The organism is Hymenobacter sp. UV11 (genome assembly GCF_004684095.1).
In the GTDB taxonomy this organism is placed as follows: domain Bacteria; phylum Bacteroidota; class Bacteroidia; order Cytophagales; family Hymenobacteraceae; genus Hymenobacter.
This window is the reverse complement of the sequence record NZ_SRII01000005.1, coordinates 198,231-222,886: the sequence shown is the minus strand read 5'-3', so window position 1 is coordinate 222,886 and position 24,656 is coordinate 198,231. Positions and strand designations below refer to the sequence as shown.

The following is a 24,656-nucleotide window of genomic DNA, read 5'->3' as shown; positions in this document are numbered from 1 at the left end:
CTAGCGTCGGCGGCCCGCTTGTTTTTGTATTATAGGATAGTTCGTATATTACTCACGAAGTGCCCTGTAAAAAGAAAGTCATTCCTTAGCAAGCCTGGAATGACCTTCTGCTCGCAACCCGCTTATTGCAGCGGCACGCGTAGCGTTTCACCCACATGCAGCGTCATATCGGGGCGGTCATTGTGAGCCAATAGGGCCGTTACGGTGCAGCTGTAGCGGCGCGCGATGCTATAAAACGTATCGCCGCGCGACACTACATAGGAGCCGTTGGGCGCATCGGCCAGCACTGGCTCGGCGGCAGGCGGGCTCAGGTGCAGGGCCTGGCCCGCCCGCAACGGGGCCGTGGGTGGCAGGTTGTTCCAGGCCGCCAGCTCGGCGGGCCGCACGCCTACGCGCCGGGCCAGGGCATACAGCGTTTCGCCGGGTGCTACCAGGTACGGGTGCGAAAAGTCGGGGCTAACCCGCGCCGGGGGGGTAGGGGCCGGGCGCATGGGCACCGGCGGCACGGCTGCCGGCCGCGAGGGGTAGGCTACCGCGGCCACCACGGGCCGGGGCGTAGGGAGGCTTTGCACCGGCGGGCCAGGCACTTCAGTAGGTAAGTCGTTTATTCTGGCCAGCTCCTCCGCAGTAGTGTCTTCTTCGGCCGCTGGCGGGGGGGTAGGGCGGGCCGGCGCGGGGCGCGGGGCCGCCGCCATGGGCCGGGAGGCAGGCACCGATTGGTACTCGGCCGCCACGCTGCGCGGGCGCACGTGGCTGAGCCATAGGACCAGGCCGGGCTGCACGGCCTCATCGTCGGCCAGGTGGTTATACTGGCGCAGGGCGTGGCGCAATACGCCGTAGTGCTGCGCCACGGCGGCCAGCGTCTGGCCGGGGGCTACTACGTGGTAGTCCTCGTCGCACGTTTCCTTCTTGCGCTGGAAAAAGTAGGGTGCGCCGGGCTGCAGCACCTCGTTAGTGGCCAGCTCATTTACTTTTTGAAAGAAGCCCAGGCTGGCCCCACCGCGCCGGGCCAGGCCAGCGGGCGTTTCACCGGGCTGGGCCAGCAAAGCTTTTATCCCGTTGATGCGCAAATAAGTAGGGGTAGGGAGCGCCGTTGCTGGCAGCGTGGGCGTATAGGTTGCGGCCACCGGCGCGGCCCCGGCCAGGGGCACCAGCAGCGTGTAGCTGTGGCCATCTTCGGGCACCGTGCGGGCCAGCAGCCAGGGGTTGAGCTGGGCCACAGCCGCCGGGTCGGCGGCCAGCGCGGCGGCTTGCTGCGCCAGGGTTTGGCCGGCGGCGGCGGGCACTTCGCGCCACGGCACGAAGGCCACGGCGCGCTGGGCGCAGGCCGGCTCAAACACGACCTTCTGGGCCACAAAATCCAGCAAATACTGGCTGGTGCGGCGCGTAAAGTGCATGTCATGGGCATCGGCGTCGGCAGCCTGGATGTAGGGGCGCACGCCGCCCAGGCCGGTGTTGTAGCTCAGCAGGGCGTTGGCCCAATTGTGCAAAGTCGCGTTGTTGCGGTTGAGGTAGCGGGCGGCGGCGCGGGTGCTGGCCGTGAGGTGGCGGCGCTCGTCGATGCTGCCGTTCACGGTCAGGCCCAGGCTCAGGGCTGTTTCGCGTTTGAGCTGCCAGTAGCCCACGGCCCCGTGGGCACTCTCGGCATTGCCCTGCAGCGCGCTTTCCTGCAGGGCCAGGTAGCGAAAATCGCCCGGTAATCCTTCCTCAGCCAGCACCTGGTCGATAAGCGGAAAGGCTGCCTCGGCCAAAGCTACGCGTGCATCTAATGAGGCTTGGTGGCGGCACAAACTGTTCACTTTGGCTTGCACCAGCTGCCGGGCATCTTCATCAAGCGTGAGGCGCAGGCCCACCATTTCGAGCGTGGCAGGCACGTTGGGCGGAGTGGCCGTCAACCCCGACCGGCCGGCTAGCCCCAACAGCAAAGCCGGGAACAGTTTTTTCATAACGAGAAGCCAGTCAAGGTTTTCCTGAGGCGCACGGTGGCAAGTTAGTCCAGAAAAGTGAAATATTACCCGAACACCGGCTTCAAGCAGTTAGCCTACTGGCTTCGCCAGGCTGGTATTATTCCCTCTTTTCTCCAGGCTTATTCGGCTGTGCCTAGCCGCCGGGCGGACCACCAAAGCCGCCCCCGCCACCGGGCCTGCCCCCGCCGGGTGGGCCGTCGAAGCCACCGCGCCCGCGCCGACCTTCTTCGGGCGCGGTAGGTAGGGCCGTCATATTGGCCGAGCGGATATTATAGGTAAACATGAGCATGACATACTGCTGAAGCACGGTGGTTTGCACGTCCTCGTAATAGGCCACGTTCACGTTGCGCTGAATGGCGCGGTTCTGCTTGAGGATATCAAACGCGTAGAGCTTAATTTCGCCGCGCTGGCCGGGAAAAATCTTCTTGCCAATCGAGGCGTTCCAGAGCACGTAGTTCTGGTTGTAGGCGCTGCTTAAGCCGCGGTACAACTGGTGGGCTACGTCGGTCTGAAACGAGATACCCGGCCCCACTATCCAGCTCAGGCGCAGGCGGGTGAGCTGGTTGAAGTAGTTGTTGTTCAGCTGCGTGCTGAGCGTATTGCGCACGTAGCTCTGGGTCGAGGTCGACGACAGCGTGAAGTCGAACTGCGGGCTGATGTTGCTGCTCAGCGTGAGGCCGCCGGTCAGGGCTGGGGTGCGGGCGTAGTTGAGCGCATCGTTCACCAGGCCAGGGTTTTGGCTGAACGTAGCGCCGGCCGACACGTTCACGTTCGACTTGATGAAGGTGAGCGGCCGCCCGTAGTTGGCCAGCGCCCGCAACGTGTACTGCTCCTGCAGGTTAGTCGATTGCGTGAGCTGCGCGCCGGCGGGTAGGCGCACGGCCCGGTCGGTGCCGGTGGGCACCACCGTGGTGTCGCGGATAGCTACCAGCGTGCGATTCGAAATCGGGTTTTGAGTATAGCTGCCCGAGAGCAAGGCGAAGAAATTGCTGTTCTTATCGGCGCGGGCGGCCGTGTAGCGGGCCACCAGGTTGTGGGCGTATTCCTGGCGCAGCGCCGGGTTGCCGATGGTCAATTGCAGCGGGTTCGAGTTATTCACTACGGCCTGCAACTGGTTGATGCTCGGCGCGTTGGTGCTGGTGCGGTAAAACAGCCGCACGTTGTGCGAGCGGTCGGGCCGCCAGGTCAGGTTGGCCTGGGGCAGCACATTCCAGAACGTATAATCCACCGGGCCGGGGCGCGGAAACGTTTGGTCGCCCTGCAGCCGCGCCACCTGCGCGCTGGCCCCGATGGAGGCCTGCAACGTGCGCGTGTTGTAGCGGTAGCTCAGCCCGCCGCCCTGCGTGAGGTAATAGTTATTGAACACGTTACTCAAGGCCGTGTCGAGGCGCGAGTAGCGCTGGTCGCCGGTGTTGAAGTCGTAAGTGCGCTTGTCCGAGTTGTTGGGCGCGTAGCTCAGCGAGTAGTTGGCTTGCAGCTGGGCATGCTGGCCCACCGGCTCAGTGTAGGCCAGGTTACCGGCCAGCGTGCTGCTGTGCTGGGTCAGCAGCGACTGCTGGTTGAGGTTGGTGCTGGTGCCGCCCACGCTGGTCGTGTTCAGCAGCGAGGTGCCGGTGCGCGAGTTGTACGAGCCGTTGAGGCTCAGCGAGAGCGTGCGGCCGGCGCGGCGGCCCACCTTGCGGCGCAGCAGCAGGTCGCCGGCCGGGTTAACGGCTTGGTTGTTGGAGCCATATAAGGTGTTAATCTGGCTCTGCGTCAAGCCCTCGCGGGCCGTGAGGCCGTTCAGGGTTTGGCTGGCGTCGTTTTGCTGCCACGACAGCCGGGGCCGGAATAGCACCGACGTCATCGAGTCGATTTTCTGGTCGAATCGGACATTCGCCCGGTGGTTGATGTTGGTGCTGCCCGAAAGCGAGTTTTCGCTGTACGTGGTATTGCTCTGGGAAGGCAATACGTACTGGCGAAAAGTATTGCTATTGAGCGTGTTATTAGAGTGGTTGAAGAAGTAGCTGCCCGTCAGCTCGGTCTTTTTATTCCAGGTGTTGGAGTAGTTGAGGCCCGCCGCCGTGGTCTTGCTGATGCCGCCGTTCTGGCTCACCAGAAAGTCGCCGGGATTCGAGCCCGAACCGCCACCCCCGCCGCCGCCCCGGCCGCCCCTACCCCCCCCGCCGGGGGCCGAGTTGCCGATGACGCCCAGCAGGTCGTCGGTGCCGAAGTTCTGCTCGTTCACGTTGTTGCTCTGGGCCAGCACCGTGGTGCGCCGGTCGCCGTGAAAGTCGTTGAGGTTCAGGCTCGCCTTGTAGCGCTGGGGCCCGGCGCCCACCACGGCCCGCCCAAACTGCCCGTTGCGAAACGAAGGCTTGGTAATGATATTGAGCGTCTTCTGGGTGTTGCCGTCGTTGAAGCCCGAGAAGCGGCTCTGCTCGCTCTGCTGGTCAAATATCTCGACCCGGTCGATGGCGTCGGCCGGCAGGTTTTTGAGTACCGCGTCGGGGTCGGTGCCGAAGAAAGGCTTGCCATCCACGAGCACCTGCTGCACCTGCTCGCCCTGGGCCTGTGTCTTGCCCGAGGCATCGACCGAAATGCCCGGCATCTTGCCAATAAGGTCGCCAGCCGTGGCATCAGGGTTGGTTTTGAAGGCTTTCGCGTTGAGGCTGGTGGTGTCGCCACGCTGCACCACCTGCACCTCCTGGCCCGTTACCACCACCGTTTTCAGGGCCACACCGCCGGTTTGCAGGGCCACGTTGCCCACCGTCACGGGCGCGCCGCCCTCTGGCACGGTCACCGGCTGGCGCTGGTCCTGGTAGCCGAGGTACGACGCCACGAACACGTAGCGGCCCGGCGCCACCTTATCCAGCTGAAAGCTGCCATCGGGCCCCACCGCTGTGCCCGTGCGCACCGAGTCGGGCAGGTGAATGAGCACTGCGTTGGCCCCGATAAGCGGGCTCTGGTCCTTGCCATCGAGCACCTTGCCGCGCACGGCACTTTGCGCAAATGCGCTGAAGGTCAAGAGCCATGCTAGGCCGGTAAGGAGTAAAAAGCGCATAAGTTGTAAAAAAAGCGAAAGTCTAATTTTTGCGGAGCAGCAGCAAGCCATCGCGCACGGGCAGCAGCAGCGGCACCACGCGCGGGTCGCGTTGCACCTGGTCGTTAAAGGCGCGCACGGCCCGCGTATCGTGGTCGTTGGCCTTGAGCGGATAAGTCGATAGTGCCTTACCCCCCCAAAGTACATTGTCCACGATGAGCAGCCCACCCGGCCTCACCTGGTTGATTACGAGTTCAAAGTACCGGCTATTGTTGATTTTATCCGCGTCAATAAAGACTAAGTCCCACACTTCGCCGACCAACCCGGCCAAACTATCGCGTGCGTCGCCGAGGTGCAGCGTTACGCGCTCGGTGAGCCCCGCCGCCGCCACGTAGCGCCGGATGCGCGCCTCGCGCTCGGGGTTGATTTCGAGCGTGTGCAGGTGCCCGCCTTCGGCCATTCCCTCGGCCAGGCACAGCGTAGCGTAGCCCGTAAACGTGCCGATTTCCAATATCTTATGCGGCTTTATGAGGTGCGAAAGCATACTCAGCAGCCGGCCCTGCCAGTGGCCAGTAGCCATGCGCGGCATCAGCAGCTGCAAGTGCGTTTCGCGCCAGAGCTGGTGCAGCAGCGGCGGCTCGGGTTCGGAATGCTGGTCGGCGTAGGCCTGGATGTCGTCGTCAATCATAAGAAAGGGGGGTAGGGGCCGCCGGCCACGGCTCCAGCCGAAAGCGATACACCCGGAAGCCCGATTTGCCAGTTACGTACGCGTGCGCCACCACGCGCCACAGCCCTTCGTAGCGAAACTGCCACGGCGCGGGCGCCACCTCAATGCGCCGAAATACCCGCACCGGCCGGCCGGTTTCCTGGCTGCGCCGCAAGCCCTGGTTGCGGTAGTCGAGCTGCTGGTCGGCTACCTGGCGGCCGGTTTTAGCCGCGCGCCCGCCGTGGCCGGCATACCAGAAATAGTCCGCGTGAATTTCATCGTCTTCGTACTGGTCGGCCAGAATAATACTCTCCGCGCCGTGCGCCATTGTGGCGCACACGCCCGCCCGCCGCGGCCGGTGCTGCCTAAGCAGCGATAATTCCAGCCGCGAGTGAAACAGGTCGCCCGGCTGGGCCAAGCCCACGTGGCCAAAGGGGGGTAGGGGCATGGTAAAACTCAGCGCTGGCTAGCTGCCAGCGGCCGGTAAATATGTTGCCGATGGTAGGCTAGCTGGCCCATGTCAGGCTGGTGATTGGCCTGGGTGCGCAGTTGGCCCGGCAAGCCAAGCAGCGCGTAGTTGTCGGCAATACCAAAGCTGCCAAAGTCGAACAAGGCGTGGTGGTTGGGGCACAGGCACAGCACGTTGTCTAAGGTGTCGGGGCCGTGGTGCGGCGCGCCCAGCGGCCTGATGTGGGCAGCTTCGGCGTAGAAGCCGCCTGGGGTAGCCAGCTGCTCGCCGCACACCTGGCAGCGGTAGCCGTGCAGGGCTTTTACCTGGCGGGTGACCGCCGTATCGCGCACCAGCCGCGACACGGTGGCTTCGTAGCGCGGCGTTGGCTCGGCGGCTTCGGCCGGCCGGTCAAATAAGCCGGGTTGGGCGTAGGGCCGCGCCGGGATTGGCGCCTCCACCGTGGCTATTATGGGCTCTAATCGAAAGAGGAACACCAAAAAACCCGAGCGTCCCGGCCGGCAGTCGCGGCTTACCACCCGAAATAAACCTTCGTAGCGAAACGCCTGGCTGCCGGCCGGGGCGGTGACTTTGCGAAAAACGCGCACCGGCAAGCCGGTTACCTGGCTGCGCACCAAGCCTTTGTTGGCCTTAGTCAGGGTTTGGTCGGCTACCTGCTGGCCGGTTTCCTCGCTGCGGCCCCCGTGGCCGGTGTAAAGCAGGTAGTCGTCGTGCACCTCATCGTCTTCATACTTGTCGGACAGCACAATGCTTTCGGCGCCCTGCTCCTGCGTGGCGCAAATGCCAGCCTGCAACGGCCGGTGCTGCCCACGCTGCGCCAGCTCGGCCCGCGAGGCGAATAAGTCGCCGGGCTGGGCCGAGCCGACGTGGCCGAAAACCGGGGGGGTAGGCATGGCTACTTTTCTTCCGGCACGTATTGCAGAATGCTCAGGTTGTCCTCGGTCAGCACCTCGTTGGCCAGCTCGCGCAGCTCGGCGGCCGTAACGCGCTCGATTTTGCCAAAAATCTCGGCCAGCGGCTCCACGCGGCCCAGGTCGAGGGTGCTCTTGCCCAGCAGCTGCATCAGGCCCGAGTTGCTTTCCTCGCTCATAGCGAGCTGGCCCATGAGCTGGTTTTTGGCCACGTGCAGCTGGCTGGTGGTCAGCTGTTTGTCGCGCAGTAGCTTCAATTCTTTCTGCACCAAGCCCAGCGTGCGGTTGAGCTGCTTGGCCTCGGTGCCGAAGTAAATGCCAAACAACCCCGTGTCGGTGTAGGGCGAGTACGAGCTGTCGATGGTGTACACGAGGCCGTACTTCTCGCGCACGGCCAGGTTGAGGCGCGAGTTCATGCCGGGGCCGCCCAGGATGTTATTGAGCATAAAAAACGGCACCCGTCGGTCGTCGGTGAGGGGGTAGGCGGGGCCGCCCACCAGGCAGTGCGCCTGCGAGATGGGCCGCATTTCGGTGCGGTCGCGGCGCACGTAGCCGCTGAACGGCAGCCGCGCCCGCGGCCCCAGCCGGGCCGGAATGGGCGACAGAAACCGGTCGGCCAGCCGCTTCACTTCCTTAAACGGCAGGTTGCTGACCGAACTGAAAATCAGCCGGTCGGTGCGCACGTTCTCGTCGTAAAAAGTGTGAAAATCAGCCGTTTGGAAGCCGCTTACGCTCTCGCGGGTGCCCAGGATGTTGATGCCCAGCGGGTGCTCGCCATATATCACGGCGTCGAAGTCGTCGATGATGGCATCCTCGGGCGCGTCCTGGTACATGCTCATCTCTTCGAGAATTACGCCGCGCTCCTTTTCGACCTCCTTTTCGGGAAATATCGAGTTGAAGGTCAGGTCAGTAAGTAGCTCAAACGCCCGCTCGAAGTGCGTGCTCAGCAGCGTGGCGTAAAAGCAGATTTTCTCCTTGGTGGTGTAGGCGTTCAGCTCGCCGCCCACGGTTTCGAGACGGTTGAGAATGTGAAACGACTTGCGCTTGTGCGTGCCTTTGAAGGCCATGTGCTCCCAAAAGTGGGCCAGGCCCTGCTGGTGCGCCTGCTCATCGCGCGAGCCGATATCGAGCAAAAAGCCGCAGTGCGCAATCTTGGTATGCGGCACTTCCTTGTGCAGTAGGCGAATGCCGTTGGGATATTCGAATTGGTGGTAATCAGACATGGATGCTATAAATCAGAAACTGGCTACAAAGTTCGCGCAGACGTGGCGGGCGCTGGCCGCCGTTTAGCGCGCAGCGCGCAACGGCAGGCCAATGAGTGAGGTGAGTCTCCAGACTCACTTGATGGAGCCTAGTTCATTACGCGAGTTTGGAAACTCGCACCATTCAGCAGCCTGCCGTTGCGCGCTACGCGCTAAACGGCGGCTAGCGGTGTTGCTACATTGCCAGCTTCTCGGCCCGAAACAGGTCGTCGGCGGCTTGCAATAGCTTGGCGCGCAGCTGCGGGTTGTAGCCGGGGGTAGGGTGGGCGGCTAGAAACTCGCGCACCACCCGCGCCGCCGCCGGCGACTGGTAATAGCCGAGTGTACTCTGCAGCCACGAGGCCGGGAAAAAGATGTCGCCCGTCAGTTGAATTTCGGCCAGCAGGTCGAGGCTTTCGGGTAAATATTGTTCCGATGTGGCCTGGCGCAATGGATGATGCAGGTAGCCGAGCGCGGCCGTGACCCAGGCCTCTTTTTCGCGGTTCTTCTCGTCTTTGAGCGCGGCAAAAAAGGCGTCGCGGGTGGCCACATCGGGCGAAAGCGCGGGCATCATAAATTGCAGGCGCTGGCGGCGGTCCACGTTAGTAATGCGCGCTAATTGCTGGTTCAGAATAGGTTGCGGCGCGGCGTAGTCGCGCACGGCCATGGCCAGCGCCAGGCTGGTGTAATCATCCTCGGTCAGCTTCACCAGGCCGGGCGCTCGTTGCGAAAGCCAGATTTGGTAAAGACGTTTTTGCGCTTCGGGCGTGAGCGCAATGTTTTGGTAGGCTTTGAAATAGAGCTTCTGCTCGCCGGGGCGCGGCTGGGTTTGCATGGCCTGCCAGAGCGCTTTTTCCATAGCCGGGGCCAGCGCCACGCGCTCGGCGGGGGGTAGGAACTTCCAGAAAATATCGCTCAGCTGAGTGGTCAGGAGCTTGATGTTGAGGTCGTTGGTTTCGTGGGCAGTTTGGGCCAGGTAGCGGTCGAGCAGCGGGCGCGGGGCCAGGCCGCGGCCGGCCAGCATGTTCTCGTAGAGGGCGATGTAGGTGCTGGCCCGCGCCACCGGGTCGGCGAGGCTGGCGAGGTGGTCGGCCGCAGCCGGCGCCACCGGAAACACGCCGTAGCCGAGGCCCTGCGCGTTGAGCAGCACGTAGCTGGGGGCGGCCTGGCCGGCGGGCAGCGCCACGCGCACCTCGCGCTGGGTCATGTTCACGGTCAGCTCCTTGGGGCCGCCGGGGTACATAGCCGTCACCTCAAACTGCTGGGGCCAGAGGCGGTCCGAGCCATCCTCGGCGTGCTGCCGGATAACGAGCTGGTTGGTTGCGGATTGCAGCTCGTAGTCGAACACCGGGCGGCCGGGCTGGTTCACCCACACCTGGTTCCAGGCCACGAGGTCGGCGGGCGTGTGAGCGTCCAGAATGGCGATGAGGTCGGGCCAGGTGGCGTTGCCGTGAGCGTACTTCTGGAGGTATTCCCGGATGCCGTCCTGGAAGGGTTTCTCGCCCATCAGCCGCTCCAGCTGGCGCATCATAATGGGAGCCTTGTGGTAAATAATGTTGCCGTAAAGCGAGCCCGCGTCCTGCAGATTTTCGAGCGGCTGCCGGATGGGGTTGGCCCCGGCGGTGCGGTCCACGGCGTAGGCGGCGGGGTAGTGGTCGGTCACGAACTTGAGCAGCTGCGCCGGGCCGGCCGACGCCTCGGGGTTCATCTTATCGGCCATGAAATTGGCGAATACCTCCTTCATCCACACGTCGTTGAACCACTGCATGGTCACGAGGTCGCCAAACCACATGTGGGCCGTTTCGTGGCCGATAAGGTTTTGGCGGGCCAGTAGCTGGTCCTTGGTCGCGCCCTCGTCCAGAAACAAGCTGGAAGCCTTGTAATCAATGTTTCCCACGTGCTCCATGCCGCCGTACTGAAAGTCGGGGATGGCCGTAAAATCGAACTTCTGGAAGGGGTAGGGCAGGCCCGTATAGTTCTCCAGAAACGCCAGCGCCTCGCCGTGCAGCCGGAAAATAACCGGCATACTGAGGCGGATTTTGGTCGAGTCCGTTTCGCGGTGCAGGAAACTCATCGGCCGGCCATTCACCGGCTTCGCCACCCGCGTAAACCTGCCCGCCGCGAACGAAAACAGGTAGGTGCTGATGGAATCGGAAGGCAGAAAATGATAGGTCGTTTGCCCTTCGGTGCGCAGCGAGTCGTGAAGCGGGCCATTGGCCACGGCTTGCCACGCCGCTGGCACCGTGAGCGACAGTGTAATGGTCGCTTTCAGATTGGGCTGGTCGAATACCGGCACCACCGTGCGCGCCCGGTCGGGCACGAGCAGCGTGTAGAGGTAATCGGGATTGCGATTCAGCGATAAGTCACCGGCATCCAGGTCAATATGCACTACGTTGTGGCCAACCCGCAGCGCGGCGGCGGGTAGCACCAGGTGCTCCTGACGGTGGTCGAGGGCGGCGGGCTGGCCATTAATCGTGAGGCTACGCAGCTGGCTGGCCTGGCCCTTGAAGTCGAGCTGCACCGGGTTGCGGTTATCGCGCAGCTGAAAGCTGACGACTTCCTCGGCGCGCACCGGGTCGGCCTTGCTGGCCGGCACGGTCAGGCTCAGGTCGTAGGCCACGCGGCTAATAGTTTGCTTGCGAAACTCGGCCAGCTCGCGGCTCACGCCGGTCACCACCGGTGGCGCGGGGACCATGGCAGCTGTGGTGGGGTAGGCAGCGCGCTGGCAGGCGGCGGCCAGCAGCAGGCCGCTGAGCGCGGCGTAAGTAGGGAGCGAAGGCATAAGCAGGGAGAATATTATGCGCAATTTCGCCCTGCGCGCGCAACCCCACCGCAACTTTCTCCGCATGGCCGACCCTACCCCCCTCATCCGCCTCTACCCGCTCGGCGACGCGGCCGTGGTGCTGGAGCTGGGCCACAGCATCGCCCCGGCCACGCACCAGCTCCTCCAGGCGCTGGCCCGGCTGCTCGACCAAAGCCCGCCGCCCGGCCTGCGCGAGTACGTGCCCGCCTTCACCACGCTCACCGTATATTATGACCCGTGGGAATTAAGCCAAAATAGTGAGGTGCCGCCCTACGAGCAGGTAGCCAGCTACTTGCAAGGCTTGCTACCCGCCGCCCAGGCCGCCACGGTCGACTACGTGCCCGGCCCGCTGGTGGAAATTCCAGTGTGCTACGGCGGCGAGTTGGGCCCCGACCTGGCGGCCGTGGCGCAGCACACGCAGCTAAGCGAAGCGGAAGTAATTCAACTCCATTCGGTGGCCGAATACCTGGTTTATATGGTGGGCTTCGCGCCCGGTTTTCCCTACCTCGGCGGGCTGGATGCGCGGCTGGCTACCCCGCGCCGCGCCGTGCCCCGGCCGTTGGTGCCGGCCGGGGCGGTGGGCATCGCGGGGCTGCAAACGGGTATTTATTCGCTGCCCACGCCGGGTGGGTGGCAGCTCATCGGCCGCACGCCGCGCCGGCTGTTCGATGCCGGCCGCGCTCAGCCCAGCCTGCTGCAAGCCGGCGACCGGCTGCGCTTCGTGCCCATTTCGGCGGCTGAATTTCATCGTCTGAACGCATGAGCATCCGCGTTCTGAAACCCGGTCTGCTCACTACCGTGCAGGACCTGGGCCGCTTCGGCTACCAAAAAACAGGCCTTGTAATAAGCGGCGCGCTCGATGCCGTGGCCCTGCGCACCGCCAACCTGCTGGTGGGCAATGCCGAAAACGCGGCGGGTTTGGAGTGCACCCTGCGCGGCCCTACCCTCCGTTTTGAGGCCGATGCGCTGCTGGCCCTCACCAGAGCCGACCTGGCGGCTACTATCAATGGCCAGCCGGTACCGCGCGGCCGGCCGGTGGCGGTGCGGGCCGGCGCGGTGCTGGCATTTGGGGCCGCGCCGGCCGCCGGCCGGGCCTGGCTGGCGGTGGCGGGCGGCGTAGCCGTGCCGCTCGTGCTGGGCAGCCGCGCCACGTACCTGCGCGCCGCGCTGGGCGGGCTTAATGGCCGGGCTTTGCAAGCCGGCGACGCGCTGCCAGTGGGCGAGTGGTCGGCCCTGAGTCGGCGGCTGTTTGCCCAAATTGCTCCAGCGGAAGCTGCCGGCTGGGCCGCCGCGCCGTGGCGCACCGCAGTGGCCCCTACCCCCCAGCCGGGCGCCGAAGTGGTGGTGCGCGCCCTTCCTGGCCCCGAATACGCACAGTTTACGCCGGAGAGCCAGCGGGCTTTTGGGGAAGAAATTTTCACCGTGACTACCGAGGCCGACCGCATGGGCTGCCGGCTCAGCGGCCCGGCGCTGCGCCGCGATTCGGATACGGAGCTGCTGTCGAGCGCCGTCACCTTCGGCACGGTGCAGGTGCCGGCGGGCGGGCACCCCATTGTGCTGCTGGCCGACTGCCAAACCACCGGCGGCTACCCCCGCCTGGCGCAGGTAATCGCTGCCGATGTGGGCCGGCTGGCCCAGGCGCTGCCGGGCACGCGGCTGCGCTTTCAATTGGTGGCAATGGCCGAGGCGCAGGCGCTGTATCTTGCGCAGCAACAGCGCCTGCGGGACTTGACGCGCGCGGTTGACCTGAAATCACTATGCTAAAACCACCCGCTACCGTCGATTTAAACTGCGACATGGGCGAAAGCTTCGGCGCCTGGACGCTGGGCCAGGACGCCGACCTCATGCCCCTCATCACCTCCGCCAACGTGGCCTGCGGCTTCCACGCCGGCGACCCTGGCGTGATGAAGCAAACGGTGCGCCTGGCCCTGCGGCAGGGGGTAGCAATTGGCGCGCACCCCGGCCTGCCCGATTTGGTGGGCTTCGGCCGCCGCAACCTGGATATTTCGCCCGAAGAAGCCTTTGATATGACGGTCTACCAGCTCGGCGCGCTGGCCGCCGTGGTGCGCGCCGAGGGCGGCCAGCTCCACCACCTCAAGCCCCACGGCGCGCTCTACAACATGGCCGCCACCAACGCCCAGCTAGCCGAGAGCATTGCCGAGGCCATCTATAAGGTGCAGCCCGAGCTGACGCTCTACGGCCTAGCCGGCTCCGAATTGACCCGAGCTGGCGAGAAAATCGGTCTCAAAACCGCCCACGAAGTATTTGCCGACCGCACTTACCAGGCCAACGGCACGCTCACGCCGCGCCGCCAGCCCGATGCGCTCATCACCAGCGCCGAGGTGGCCATTGCCCAGGTGCTGCGCATGGTGCAGGGCGGCTGGGTGCGCACCCAGCAGGGCCAGGAGGTAGCCATCCGGGCCGATACGGTGTGCCTGCACGGCGACGGCGCGCACGCCCTCGACTTTGCGCGGCAGTTGCGCACGGCCCTAGCCAGCGCCGCCGTGGACGTGCGCGCCACTGGCTTATGAGCGCGCCTACCCCCGCCAAAAATTGGGGCGTGCTCCTCGGGGCCGCTTTTCTGATGGCCACTTCGGCCGTTGGCCCCGGCTTCCTCACCCAGACCACCGTTTTCACCCAGCAGCTCGGGGCCAGCTTCGGCTTCATTATTCTGGTGTCGATTGTGATTGACCTCGTGGTGCAGCTCAACATCTGGCGCGTGATTGTGGTGGCCGAACGCCGGGCGTCCGACATTGCCAACGCGGTGCTACCCGGCCTGGGCGGCCTCGTGTCGGGGCTGATTGTGCTGGGCGGCCTAGCCTTTAACATCGGCAACGTGGCCGGCGCGGCGCTGGGCCTGAACGTGCTATTTGGCCTGGCGCTGCCGGTGGGCGCGCTGCTCACGGCGGGCGTGGCCATCGCCATTTTTCTGGTGAAAGAAGCCGGCCGGGCCATGGACCGCTTCACCCAGGCCATGGGCGCGCTCATGCTGCTCGCCATTGTGTACGTGGTAGTTACCTCGCACCCGCCCGTGGGCGAGGCGCTGCGCCGTACGGTGCTGCCCACCCGTATCGACCTGCTGGCCATCATCACGCTGGTGGGCGGCACGGTGGGCGGCTACATCACGTTTGCCGGTGGCCACCGCCTGCTTGATGCCGGCGTGCGCGGGCCAGCCGCCGTGCCGCAGGCCACGGGCAGCGCCATTATGGGTATTTCGGTGGCGTCGGTTATTCGGGTGCTGCTGTTTCTGGCGTCGCTGGGGGTGGTAAGCCAGGGGCTGGCTATCGACAAGGCTAATCCGCCGGCCTCGGTGTTTGGGCTGGCGGCCGGGCCGTTGGGTTACAAATTGTTTGGGGTCGTGATGTTTTCGGCGGCCATTACGTCGGTTATCGGCTCGGCCTACACGTCGGTGTCATTTATGAAGTCGCTGAGCCCGGTCGTCAGCCGACAGGAGCGGCTTGTTACCCTCGCTTTTATCCTGGTTTCGACGCTGATTTTCATCACCATCGGCAAGCCAGTCAGCCTGTTGGTACTGGCCGGCGCGCTCAATGGCTTCATCATGCCGCTCACGCTGGGCCCTATTCTGATTGCGGCGTATCGGCCGGGTATCGTGGGCAGCTACCAGCATCCGTGGTGGCTGGCCGCGCTCGGTGGGGTAGTGGTGCTGGGCTTGGCCTGGCTGAGCTTGGTGGTGTTCCGCGAGCAACTGGGCGTATTGTTGGGTTCATAAATCGGCGGGCGCAAATTCGGCTGTCCTTGCGAGCGAAGCGAAGCAATCGCATCCGCACTACACCCGAACGACTTGTTCTGGTGCGATTGCCGCGCTTCGCTCGCAAGGACAATGATTTTAGACTGCCTCCGCCCGCCACGCCCGGGCCTCGGCCAGCGCCGCCAGCAGCTGCGGCGTCTCTATCTCCAGTGCGCAGCGGAAATGCCCCAGTGGGCAGCGGGCGTGCCCGTGCAGCCCGCACGGCCGGCAGGCCAGCGGCCCCGGATGCTCGACCACCCGCGAAAACGTGCTCAAGGGCCCAAACCCAAACCGCGGCACCGTGGAGCAAAAAATAGCGCACACCGGCGCATCCACCGCCGAGCATAAGTGCAGCGGCGCCGAGTCGTTGACGTAGTTCAACAGCGCCCCGCGCATCAGCGCCGCCGAGGCGGGTAGGGATAATTTGCCCGATAAATTAACCAGCCCCGGCCGGCCCGCCGCCTGGGCCAACTGCTCGCAGGCGGCCGTGTCGGGCGGCCCACCGAGCAGATACACTGGCAAATGGGGGGGTAGGGCGGCCAGCAGCTCCAGCCATTTTTCCTCGGGATATTGCTTGGTAAACCACACCGACGTGGGCGCCAGGCAGATATACTCGCCCACGGCCGCGTAGGGCGCAGCGGCTGCTTCATCGGCCGGGGTAGGGTAGAGACAGGGCTTGGTTGAATTAAAAATTAAAAAGGAAGAATTAAAACTTTTGCCTTTACCACCAGCGATAATAGAATTATTATTATCACCCACTGGCTCATTTTTGCTTTTTAATTTATCATTTTTAATTAAAGATAAATTTCGCTCTACCTCGTGCGTGCCATCGCCAATAACGTGCGGCTCGCGGCGCGTAAAAAACCGGCTGAACGGATTCTCCGCAAACCCTACCCGCTCTGCCGCGCCCGAAAAGGCCGTGAGAAACCCCGTGCTGGCAAAGCGCTGCAACGTGACGACGCGCCCGTATTTCGCCTGTCGAACCTGCCGCAGCAGGCGCAGCAGATTCGGGTATTTCTTATCCTTCTTATCCCAGATTAAAACCCGCCGAATGTGCGGGTTGCCGGCCAATAAACCTTCGTTGCCGCGCCGCACCAGCACATCGAGTGGCGCACCAGGCTCGTGGGCGGCTAGGTATTCGACCAGCGCCGTGGCCAGGATAACGTCGCCGATGAAGGCGGTTTGAATGAGCAGGGTGGCGGGAGCAAAAGCAGGCATGGGGGGCTTCAAAGGTAGGCTAAGCCAGTAAAATTGCCGAAATAGCGAAGTGCGCGGTTGTCGCCTGAAATTCGTGAATTCGTGCCGTATGAATTACCTCGAACGTATCACTGTAAACCCGGAAATCTGCCACGGAAAGCCAATTGTGCGCGGTATGCGCTGGCCAGTAGTTGTACTGCTGGATTTACTGGCTTCGGGGCTGACAAACCAGGAAATCCTGGAAGACCACCCCGAGCTAGAGCGCGAGGATATCTTGGCCGTGCTGCAATACGCGGGGCTGCTGGCTAGCGGGCGGCCCTTGGGCGAAGTATTGGCCCGGCCTCAATGAAGGCACTCTGCGATGTGCACCCGTCGATGCGGCTGGTAAAGTTTTTGGCGGCCAACGATATCGATGCCCAGCATTTAGAGTAACTAAAGCAGCTTGACAAGTGCACCAGTTTCTACCTCGAAATGAATGCGCAACAGCTAGCCGTTATCATGGTGACTTAACGCAAAAAGGCCCGCTAGTAACAGCTAGCGGGCCTTTTTGCGTTAAGCATAAACCACGGCTACGCCGCGGCGCTCATCTTATCCAGCGCGTCCATCACCTCTTTCACGTGGCCGCGCGAGGTTTCGAGCATCGCTTTTTCTTCGTCGTTGAGCTGCAGTTCAATCACGCGCTCCACGCCGTTTTTGCCCAGGATAACCGGGGCACCGAGGTACACGCCGTTGATGCCGTACTCGCCTTGCAGCTCCAGGCACACCGGAAACACGCGGCGCTGGTCGCGCACGATGGCCTCCACCATTTGCGCAGCCGCCGCGCCGGGCGCGTACCAGGCCGAGGTGCCCATGAGCTTCACCAGCTCGCCGCCGCCGTTCTTGGTGCGCTCCACGATGGCGTCGAGTTTAGCCTTGTCAATCAGCTCCGTAACCGGGATGCCGCCCACGGTAGTGTAGCGGGGTAGGGGCACCATAGTGTCGCCGTGGCCACCCATAAGTACTGCCTGAATGTCTTTGGGGCTCACATTGAGGGCCTCGGCCAAAAAGGCGCGGTAGCGGGCCGTGTCCAGGATGCCGGCCATGCCGAATACCTTTTCGCGGGGCAGCTTGGCGGTGAGATGCGCCTGGTAGGTCATCACGTCGAGCGGGTTGCTCACGATGATGATGATGGCGTTGGGCGAGTGCTTTACTACCTGCTCGGTTACCGATTTTACGATGCCGGCGTTGGTGGCAATCAGGTCGTCGCGGCTCATGCCGGGCTTGCGGGGCAGGCCCGACGTAATAACCACTACCTCCGAGCCGGCGGTGCGGGCGTAGTCGTTGGTGACGCCCACGGTGCGGGTGTCGTAGCCGATAATGGGAGCTTTCTGCCAGATATCGAGGGCTTTGCCTTCGGCGAAGCCTTCCTTGATGTCAACCAATACAACTTCGTTGGCAATTTCACGGGTGGCGAGCACGTCGGCGCAGGTAGCGCCCACATTGCCAGCCCCAACTACGGTAACTTTCATGGGGTAGGAATGAAGGTAGGAGGGAACATTGCCAGTAAGTCTGGCGCGGTAAAAGTACACCCGAAAGTCGGGCGGCATACCTTAAATTGGCATGAAGCGCGGTTTTACAGCGAGAGCCGCACTAGGGCCAGCACCTGTGCCGGCCGCAGCTGGTAGGTATTCTGCACCAGCGCAAACTGGCTCACCGAGCCATACTGATATTGCCGGGTGTCAAAAATATTATTCCAGCGCACCTCCAAATCGATTTTGCGGGCCGTGGGCAGCGTGTAGCGGTAGGTGAGGTCGGCAAACACGGCCCGCACCGGCGCGGCCGGCCCCCGGCTGGCGTAGTAGTCGGCCGCGGCCGTGAGGGCGTGGCGGCCCACCGGAAACACGCTCACGCTGGCGTGGTGGTCTTGCAGCACGGCCAGCGGGGGGCGGGCCATTCTCCACGGTGCTGCGCAGGGCCGTGAGCGTGGCGCTGTAGTCGAGGCTACCCCAATCAAAAGCCGAGCATCTTGTAAATATCGTAGTGAAATCGGCTGTGTGGTATCGCCAAGGACTGCTGCCAGAGAAGGTCTGAAGTTTCCTGGTTGAGTGGCATTTTATGCGCCTCAACAAGCAGCGAGTCACTAAGCTGCTCGCCTTAACTATGAAACTGCGACAGCGTTTTACCCAGTAGCAAGTACGTAATTTCCGAGCGCGGGGCCGGGTTCGTAGAGTCGGGCTAGTAGGTGAGGCGATAGGGGCCCACCAGCACGGTGGCTTTAGGCCTCGTCCTTGAGATTGAGGGGCGCTTTTTGGCCGATGAGGAAGTAGCTGAGCAGTTTTTTACTTTTCAGGCCGCGCGGCATAAACGAGTCGCCCGCCTGCCAGCGGCGCAACGTGAGCGGAAACCGGAGCTTGTCCATAGCCAGTGCCGCTGGCGGAAACAGTTGGCCGGTGCAAGTAAGGTGAGCGTTTGATTAAGATACTGTAAAATAAGGGGATAGGGCATAAGGAGGGCTAGCATATGCAGTGATGCCGATAAATTTATTAAGGGCTTGCGGAAGGTTAGTATAAGCTCAGCATTAACTACTACTACTTAACTCTTAATGTTACTATTATTGATTCAAAAACAGCATTTTCAGGCTGCTGAGAACAAGGCGGCTTGCCAGGCATCAGCACGCGCAGTCTCTTCCCATTTAAAGTTTCCTCTTATTTTCACGGAGGTGTCAGCGCATGCTGATACGCAAACCACTTTTCCCACCCATCTCAACATTTCCACATGAAAAAAAATGACGCATTCTGGTGCGCTGCACTACTGGGCGCGGGCCTTGCCGCCGGCCCGGCCGGTGCCCAAACCGCTCCTGCCTACACCTGGAAAAACGTGAATATCCAGGGGGGCGGCTTCGTCTCGGGCATCATCTACAACCCCGCGCAAAAGGATGTGGTGTACGCCCGTACCGACGTGGGCGGGGCCTACCGCTGGAATGCCGTGGCTCAGACTTGGATTCCGCTCAACGACGACATCTCGCGGGTCGATATGAACATGATGGGCATTCGCAGCATTGCGCCCGACCCTTCGGATGCCAACCGGGTGTATTTGGCTACCGGCACCTACACGCAGACCTACGCTGACAATGGCGTTATTCTGTCTTCCAACGATAAGGGTGCCACCTGGGCCCGGTCTAACCTAACCTTTCGGCTGGGGGGCAACGAGAATGGGCGGGGCTCGGGCGAGCCGCTGCAGGTAGACCCCAATCTAGGTACTACCCTGTTCTTAGGCTCCAGCGTCGATGGGCTCTGGACGAGCACCGACCGGGCCGTTACTTGGGCGAAGGTTGCCAGCTTCCCAGTAGCTACTACGCCCATTGGCAGCAATGGTATCAGCTTCGTGCTGTTTGATAAAAGCAGCAGCCCGGCCGGCACGGCCACCAAAACTATCTATGTGGGGGTGCTGCGCACGGGCGCGCCTAACCTCTACAAAACCACCGACGGCGGGGCTACCTGGGCGCCGGTGGCCGGGGCTCCCACCAACCTGATGGCCCACCACGCCGCCCTGGCCGCCGATGGCACGTTGTACCTGGCCTACAGCAACGGCCCAGGCCCCAACGACGTGACCGTGGGGGATGTGCTGAAATACGTGCCTGCTACCGGGGCTTTTACCAGCATCAAGCCCACGCTACCCGGTACGGAAGCGGCCGGGGGCTATGCCGGGCTGTCGCTCGACCTGCTGAAGCCGGGTACTATTTTCGTGAGTACCATTGACCGCTACGCCAGCGGCGATGAAATATTTCGGAGCACCGACGGGGGTGCCACCTGGAAGGCCATCCTGAACTGGCGGGCCACCAACAAGGCCAACCTGGACCACTCGCTTTCGCCGTCCAATGCCGCATCGGACCCCCACTGGCTGGCCGATGTAGACGTGGACCCCTTCGACTCGAACAAGGCTTGGTTCGTGACGGGCTATGGGGCCTTTTCCAGTGCCAACGCTACCGCCGCCGACCTGGCCACGCCCACTACCCCCACCTGGAAGTTCAACAACCAAGGCCTGGAAGAGCTGGTAGCCCGCGGGTTGATATGCCCGCCCACCGGCGCCCCGCTCCTGAGCGTGGTGTATGACCTGGATGGCTACCGGCACGATAACCCCGACGTGGTGCCCACCACGCGCTTCATGCCGTCGCACAGCAACAACCTAGATATCGACTTTGCCGAGCTGCAGCCCAGCTTCATTGTCCGTTCGTACGGCGTCAGCTACCAGACCAACGTCATTAAAATGGGGGCCTACTCCACCGATGGCGGCACCACGTTCACCGAATTTGCGGGTTTGCCGCCCAACGCCGCCACCGGCGGGTCAATAGCCACTTCGGCCGATGGCAGCCGCATTCTGTTGCAGCCGGCCGCCGCCAACAACGCCGCGAGTGGCCTGTATTACTCCACCGACCGGGGCGCGACCTGGACGGCCTCGACGGGCATTACGGCCAACAACGTGCCGGGTAGCCTGCGCCCCATCGCCGACCGGGTAAACCCGCTGAAATTCTACGTGTACGACGCTATGAATGGGCAGGTGTTGGTCAGCACCAATGGCGGGGCGGCCTTTACTGTTGCCACCACGGGCTTTATTCGCACGGATGGCTACTTGGTTGGCGATGCGCAGCTCGGGGCCGTATTCGGCAAAGAAGGCGACCTCTGGCTGACTTGCCCCGGCGCATACCGCAATGACCCCAACGCGGGCCTGTACCGCTCGACCAACTCGGGTACTTCTTTTCAAAAAGTGACGGGGGTAGATGCCATTGCCGTAGGCTTTGGCAAATCCGCCACGGCTACCGGCTACCCGGCGGTTTACATCATGGGCAAGCAGAACAACGTCTTTGGCTTCTACCGCTCCGACGACACGGGTGCCACCTGGAAGCGCATCAACGACGACAAGCACCAGTACGGCTTCGTGGGTATCATCGCCGGCGACCGCCAGACCTACGGCCGCGTGTACCTTACTACCGGGGGTAGGGGCATCATCTACGGCACCGACCAGAGCGTGGCGCTGGCCACCACCCAAAGCAAAGCCGTGGCGGCGGGCCGCAGCATCAGCGTGTACCCCAACCCGGCCGGCCCCGAGTTTGTGCAAGTCGCCCTGGCTGGGTTTACGCCCGGTACGCTCCTCAAAATCAACGTGCTGACGCTGCTGGGGCAGCCTGTTTACCAAGGCACTGCCACCGTCGGCGCTACTGGCACTACCCGCCTCACGCAGCGCCTCAAGCCCGGCGTGTATCTGGTGCAGGCCGCCGACCAAACGGCTACGATTACCACCCGGTTTGTGGTGCAGTAGCCGTTGGTTTGCCAGGCTTATCGGGGCCGGGAAGCAAGTTGCTTCCCGGCCCTTTGTCTTTGCTAGAGGGGGTAGTACTACGCGCACTCACAGCCGCTGCACAGCCAGCACGCGGGCGGTTTCCTCGTCCACCTTGAAGCGGTCATCGACGCGGAAGCCCACGACCCAGCAGATTTTGCCGTCGGCCGAGGTTAGCACGCGCACATCATCCTTGAGGTTGAGGGGCACTTTCTGGTCGATGAGGAAGTCGCTGAGGTGCTTCTTACCCTTCAGGCCGAGTGGCATAAACGAGTCTCCCTCCTGCCAGCGCCGCAGCGTGAGCGGAAATTTTAGCTTGTCCATATCAAGTGCCGCCGTGCTGCGCGAGCGCGGAATTTCGTAGCCTGCGCCCTCGTGCTGGCTGGCGCGCAGGCGCAGGCCATCGGCCAGCAAGTCTTCCTGGCCCTCAGCCAGCTGAAAGGTACCGTACTGGGCCAGCCGGCGCGGGGTAATCACGAGCTGGTCGCGGTCCTTCACCAGGCGGTGGGTAGGCGAATCGAACTGCTTGCCCGACAGCCCCTTAAAGCTGGCCACGACTTCCTTGGTCACGGGCCACGAGAAGCCGAAGGGTCGCAGCAGCTCGTGCAGCACCAGGGTAGTGGCGGCCGTGTTTTGCAGCAGTCCAATGTTGAAATACGTGGCCTCGGGCGCGTCGCGGCGGGCCTGGGCGGCGGTGTCTTCCACGTAGCGGCGTACTATTTCTTCGGCGCCGCCCACGCGCTCGGCGGTGGCGGCCAGCGTGTTGTCGAGGTTGGGATTAATCTCGCGCAATACCGGCAGCACCTGCTGGCGCAGGCGGTTGCGCTGGTACACGGGGCTGTCGTTGCTGGCATCTTCGCGCCAGATAAGGCGGTTTTCAACCAGGTAGTCGTAGAGGTCGTCCTTGGCCTGGGCCAGCAGCGGGCGCACTACCCGGTCGTTTTTGGCCCGAATGCCGTGCAGGCCGGCCAGCCCGGTGCCGTGGGTGAGGTTGAGCAGCATGGTTTCGGCCTGGTCGCGGCGGTGGTGGCCGGTGGCAATGGCGGCGTAGCCATTCGTATCGCGCACCTGCTCAAACCAGCGGTAGCGCAGCAGCCGGGCCGCCATCTGAGTCGAAATACCCTCGCGCTCGGCAAAGGCCTTGGTCTGGAAAAACTCGGCGAAATAGGGCACCTCGTACTGCTTGGCCAGCTTGCGCACAAACTGCTCGTCGGCATCAGCCTCGGCGCCGCGCAGGCCAAAGTGGCCGTGCGCTACGGCCAGCTTGGCACCCAGCCGATGCAGCACATCGAGCAGCACCACCGAGTCGAGGCCGCCGCTCACGGCCACCAGCACGGTGTCGGCTTCGAGGTCAAAAAGATTTTCCTGGATAATAAATTGGCGAACCTGGTCGAGCATAGCAAATAGGAGAGAAGGGCACTAGCTTACAAAGATGCGCGTTAGGCCCCGCCCACCGCCGTAACTTTGGCCCCGAATGCCGCTGCTCCGCTTTTTCCTGCTTGTCCTATTACTGCTGCCCCTGGGGGCTCTGCGCGCTCAAAACCGGCCTGCTGCGGCCCCCAAGCCGCCTACCCCCGGTGCCCGCGCCCAACCCGTGAAGGGCACGCCCGTGGAGCTGCTGCACGCCGACGAGCTACGCGGCGGCGACTTCAATGGCGTCAAAATCCGCAAATTGCTGGGCAACGTCTCGTTCAAGCAGCAGGACGTGCTGCTGTACTGCGACTCGGCCTACCAGTATACCGAGCGCAATGAGATTGAAGGGTTTAGCAACGTGCGCATCGTGCAGAGCGACACGATGACCATCACCGGCGACCACGGCTACTACGATGGTAATAAGCGCCTGGCCCGCATGACCGGCCAGAGCGTGGTGATGCACGACCCGCGTATGACGCTCACCACTACCGCCCTCGACTACGACCTTACCCGCCGCACGGCCTTCTACACCGTCGGCGGCCACATCGTGGACCCCAAAAATACGCTGGATAGCCAGCAGGGTTTTTACGACACGAATAGTAAAGTCTTTGTCTTTAAGCGCGATGTGCACCTGGTTTCGCTCGATGAGCAAGGGGCAGCTACCGACCTGCGCAACGATACGCTGACGTTTAATACCATCTCCAAAATCGCCTACTTTGACGGCCCTACCCGCATCAAAAGCATGCAGGGCGACCTGTACGCCGAAAAAGGCACCTACAATACGGTAACGCGCGTGTCCAACTTCGCCCGCAACGCCAAGATTGACACGCCCGGCTACCTGCTCGGCGGCGACGCGCTGGTGTATGACCAGGTGAAGCTCTACGGCGTGGCGACGGGCCACGTGTCGCTCATTTCGAAGAAGGATAATGTGGTGCTGCGCGGCGACCGTGGCCTGTACTGGCGGGCGCTGGGCCGCACCAAGATTTTTGGCGACCGGCCGGTAGTGCGCAATATCTCGGGCAAGGATACCCTCTACCTGGCCGCCGATACGCTGCTGAGCGTGGAAACCCGGCCCGGCCGCGCCGTGCAGCGCCCCGTTATCTACGCCTGGCCTAAGGTGCAGATTTTTCGGGGTAAGATGCAGGGCCGCTGCGACTCGCTCACCTACGACCGCCAGGACAGCATCATCTACCTTAACCGCGACCCGGTGGTGTGGCAGGCCCGCAACCAACTCACCTCCGACTCGATGAACCTGCGCTTTAAGCACGGCCAATTGGAGCGGGCCAACCTGTTTTCCAACGCCTTTGTCATTCAGGAAGACACCGTGCAAGACTACAACCAGGTGAAGGGCCGCAATATGGTGGCCTACTTCCGGCGCAGTCAGATGGCCCGTATCGACGTGCTCGGCAACGCCGAAAGTATCTACTTTACCCTGGATGGCGACTCCACTATGAGCGGCCTCAACAAGTCGGTATCGGCCACCATGCAGGCGCGCTTCGTCGATAATAAAATCAAGCAGCTCAGCTGGCTCACCAACCCCGAGGCCACCTATACGCCAGTGCACGAGATAAAGCCGGAAAATAAAGAGTTGAAGGGTTTTAAGTGGCGGGCCACCGAGCGCCCTACCCGCCGCATTGTCTTCGGCAAGCACTTCGCCAGCGACATCAAAAAGGCCAAACCCAAGGCGAAGGCCAAAGCCAAGCCCGGCACCCGCCCCAAAACCCGACCCAAACCCAAGGCGAAAACGAAAGTCCGCCCGCCCGCAACCAAGGCTCCGGCGCGGCCGCCTACCCCCCCCGCCGCGGCCAAACCCGCCGCCGTTGCAACCCCGCGCTAGCCCCGTGACTCTTAGCCTAGCGCGGCCAG

19 protein-coding genes are annotated in these 24,656 nt (G+C 63.0%); 7 read left to right on the top strand and 12 right to left on the bottom strand.

Features of this window, described 5'->3' with window-relative positions; all coding sequences use genetic code 11:
- Window positions 1-122 precede the first annotated feature (122 nt).
- The 7 genes from E4631_RS10655 to E4631_RS10625 all read right to left on the bottom strand — a co-directional run bounded on the left by E4631_RS10655 (window position 123) and on the right by E4631_RS10625 (window position 11,098).
- Entirely contained in the window at window positions 123-1,946 is a 1,824-nt protein-coding gene (locus E4631_RS10655) for a lytic transglycosylase domain-containing protein (RefSeq protein WP_133655429.1), read from the bottom strand.
- A gap of 154 nt (window positions 1,947-2,100) precedes the next feature.
- Complete coding sequence (locus E4631_RS10650) at window positions 2,101-5,010, bottom strand: TonB-dependent receptor (RefSeq protein WP_166647910.1); 2,910 nt, start codon at window positions 5,008-5,010, stop codon at window positions 2,101-2,103.
- Window positions 5,011-5,032: 22 nt separating this feature from the next.
- Complete coding sequence (locus tag E4631_RS10645; RefSeq protein WP_133655431.1) at window positions 5,033-5,677, bottom strand: O-methyltransferase; 645 nt, start codon at window positions 5,675-5,677, stop codon at window positions 5,033-5,035.
- Window positions 5,670-6,143, bottom strand: a complete 474-nt coding sequence (locus tag E4631_RS10640) for a YDG/SRA domain-containing protein (protein ID WP_133655432.1) — start codon at window positions 6,141-6,143, stop codon at window positions 5,670-5,672. Before E4631_RS10640 ends, E4631_RS10645 begins: the two co-directional genes overlap by 8 nt.
- Window positions 6,144-6,151: 8 nt before the next feature.
- Window positions 6,152-7,057 carry a YDG/SRA domain-containing protein gene (locus E4631_RS10635; RefSeq protein WP_133655433.1) on the bottom strand — a complete coding sequence of 302 codons (906 nt, stop codon included), beginning with the start codon at window positions 7,055-7,057 and terminating at the stop codon, window positions 6,152-6,154.
- A 2-nt stretch (window positions 7,058-7,059) separates the two neighbouring features.
- Window positions 7,060-8,298, bottom strand: a complete 1,239-nt coding sequence (locus E4631_RS10630; protein ID WP_133655434.1) for a pitrilysin family protein — start codon at window positions 8,296-8,298, stop codon at window positions 7,060-7,062.
- A gap of 214 nt (window positions 8,299-8,512) precedes the next feature.
- Window positions 8,513-11,098, bottom strand: a complete 2,586-nt coding sequence (locus tag E4631_RS10625; protein WP_133655435.1) for a M1 family aminopeptidase — start codon at window positions 11,096-11,098, stop codon at window positions 8,513-8,515.
- 16 nt (window positions 11,099-11,114) lie between these two features.
- Here E4631_RS10625 and pxpB point away from each other — a divergent pair, with 16 nt between their 5' ends.
- From pxpB to E4631_RS10605, 4 genes are read left to right on the top strand one after another with little or no spacing between them, the layout of a single operon-like run.
- Window positions 11,115-11,882, top strand: a complete 768-nt coding sequence (gene pxpB / locus E4631_RS10620; RefSeq protein ID WP_240734822.1) for a 5-oxoprolinase subunit PxpB — start codon at window positions 11,115-11,117, stop codon at window positions 11,880-11,882.
- Complete coding sequence (locus tag E4631_RS10615; protein ID WP_133655436.1) at window positions 11,879-12,883, top strand: biotin-dependent carboxyltransferase family protein; 1,005 nt, start codon at window positions 11,879-11,881, stop codon at window positions 12,881-12,883. Before pxpB ends, E4631_RS10615 begins: the two co-directional genes overlap by 4 nt.
- Complete coding sequence (locus E4631_RS10610) at window positions 12,877-13,650, top strand: LamB/YcsF family protein (protein WP_133655437.1); 774 nt, start codon at window positions 12,877-12,879, stop codon at window positions 13,648-13,650. Before E4631_RS10615 ends, E4631_RS10610 begins: the two co-directional genes overlap by 7 nt.
- Window positions 13,647-14,849 (top strand): NRAMP family divalent metal transporter, encoded by a 1,203-nt coding sequence (locus tag E4631_RS10605; RefSeq protein WP_133655438.1) that lies wholly within the window; start codon window positions 13,647-13,649, stop codon window positions 14,847-14,849. Before E4631_RS10610 ends, E4631_RS10605 begins: the two co-directional genes overlap by 4 nt.
- A gap of 117 nt (window positions 14,850-14,966) precedes the next feature.
- Here the strand turns inward: E4631_RS10605 and E4631_RS10600 are convergent, their stop codons facing one another.
- Window positions 14,967-16,085: a glycosyltransferase family 9 protein gene (locus E4631_RS10600; protein WP_133655439.1), complete on the bottom strand. Its 1,119-nt coding sequence runs from the start codon at window positions 16,083-16,085 to the stop codon at window positions 14,967-14,969.
- Window positions 16,086-16,173: 88 nt separating this feature from the next.
- On the opposite strand from E4631_RS10600, the gene E4631_RS10595 reads away from it, so the two are divergent.
- Window positions 16,174-16,413: a DUF433 domain-containing protein gene (locus tag E4631_RS10595; RefSeq protein ID WP_133655440.1), complete on the top strand. Its 240-nt coding sequence runs from the start codon at window positions 16,174-16,176 to the stop codon at window positions 16,411-16,413.
- Between the two features lie 220 nt (window positions 16,414-16,633).
- On the opposite strand, the gene mdh is transcribed toward E4631_RS10595, so the two are convergent.
- The 3 genes from mdh to tilS (E4631_RS10580) all read right to left on the bottom strand — a co-directional run bounded on the left by mdh (window position 16,634) and on the right by tilS (E4631_RS10580) (window position 18,462).
- The gene (mdh, locus tag E4631_RS10590; RefSeq protein ID WP_133655441.1) at window positions 16,634-17,572 is read right to left on the bottom strand and encodes a malate dehydrogenase; all 939 of its coding nucleotides are present in this window, start codon (window positions 17,570-17,572) and stop codon (window positions 16,634-16,636) included.
- Window positions 17,573-17,676: 104 nt separating this feature from the next.
- The gene (locus tag E4631_RS10585) at window positions 17,677-17,997 is read right to left on the bottom strand and encodes a hypothetical protein (protein ID WP_133655442.1); all 321 of its coding nucleotides are present in this window, start codon (window positions 17,995-17,997) and stop codon (window positions 17,677-17,679) included.
- A gap of 321 nt (window positions 17,998-18,318) precedes the next feature.
- Window positions 18,319-18,462, bottom strand: coding sequence for a tRNA lysidine(34) synthetase TilS (gene tilS, locus E4631_RS10580; protein ID WP_133655443.1), 144 nt, complete (start codon window positions 18,460-18,462; stop codon window positions 18,319-18,321).
- 356 nt (window positions 18,463-18,818) lie between these two features.
- Between tilS (E4631_RS10580) and E4631_RS10575 the strand changes: the two genes are divergently transcribed.
- On the top strand, window positions 18,819-21,359 hold the full coding sequence (locus E4631_RS10575; protein WP_133655444.1) for a T9SS type A sorting domain-containing protein: 2,541 nt from the start codon (window positions 18,819-18,821) through the stop codon (window positions 21,357-21,359).
- Window positions 21,360-21,446: 87 nt separating this feature from the next.
- On the opposite strand, the gene tilS (E4631_RS10570) is transcribed toward E4631_RS10575, so the two are convergent.
- Complete coding sequence (gene tilS / locus E4631_RS10570; protein WP_133655445.1) at window positions 21,447-22,775, bottom strand: tRNA lysidine(34) synthetase TilS; 1,329 nt, start codon at window positions 22,773-22,775, stop codon at window positions 21,447-21,449.
- Between the two features lie 76 nt (window positions 22,776-22,851).
- On the opposite strand from tilS (E4631_RS10570), the gene E4631_RS10565 reads away from it, so the two are divergent.
- Window positions 22,852-24,627 (top strand): OstA-like protein, encoded by a 1,776-nt coding sequence (locus E4631_RS10565; RefSeq protein ID WP_133655446.1) that lies wholly within the window; start codon window positions 22,852-22,854, stop codon window positions 24,625-24,627.
- The last annotated feature ends 29 nt before the right edge of the window (window positions 24,628-24,656 follow it).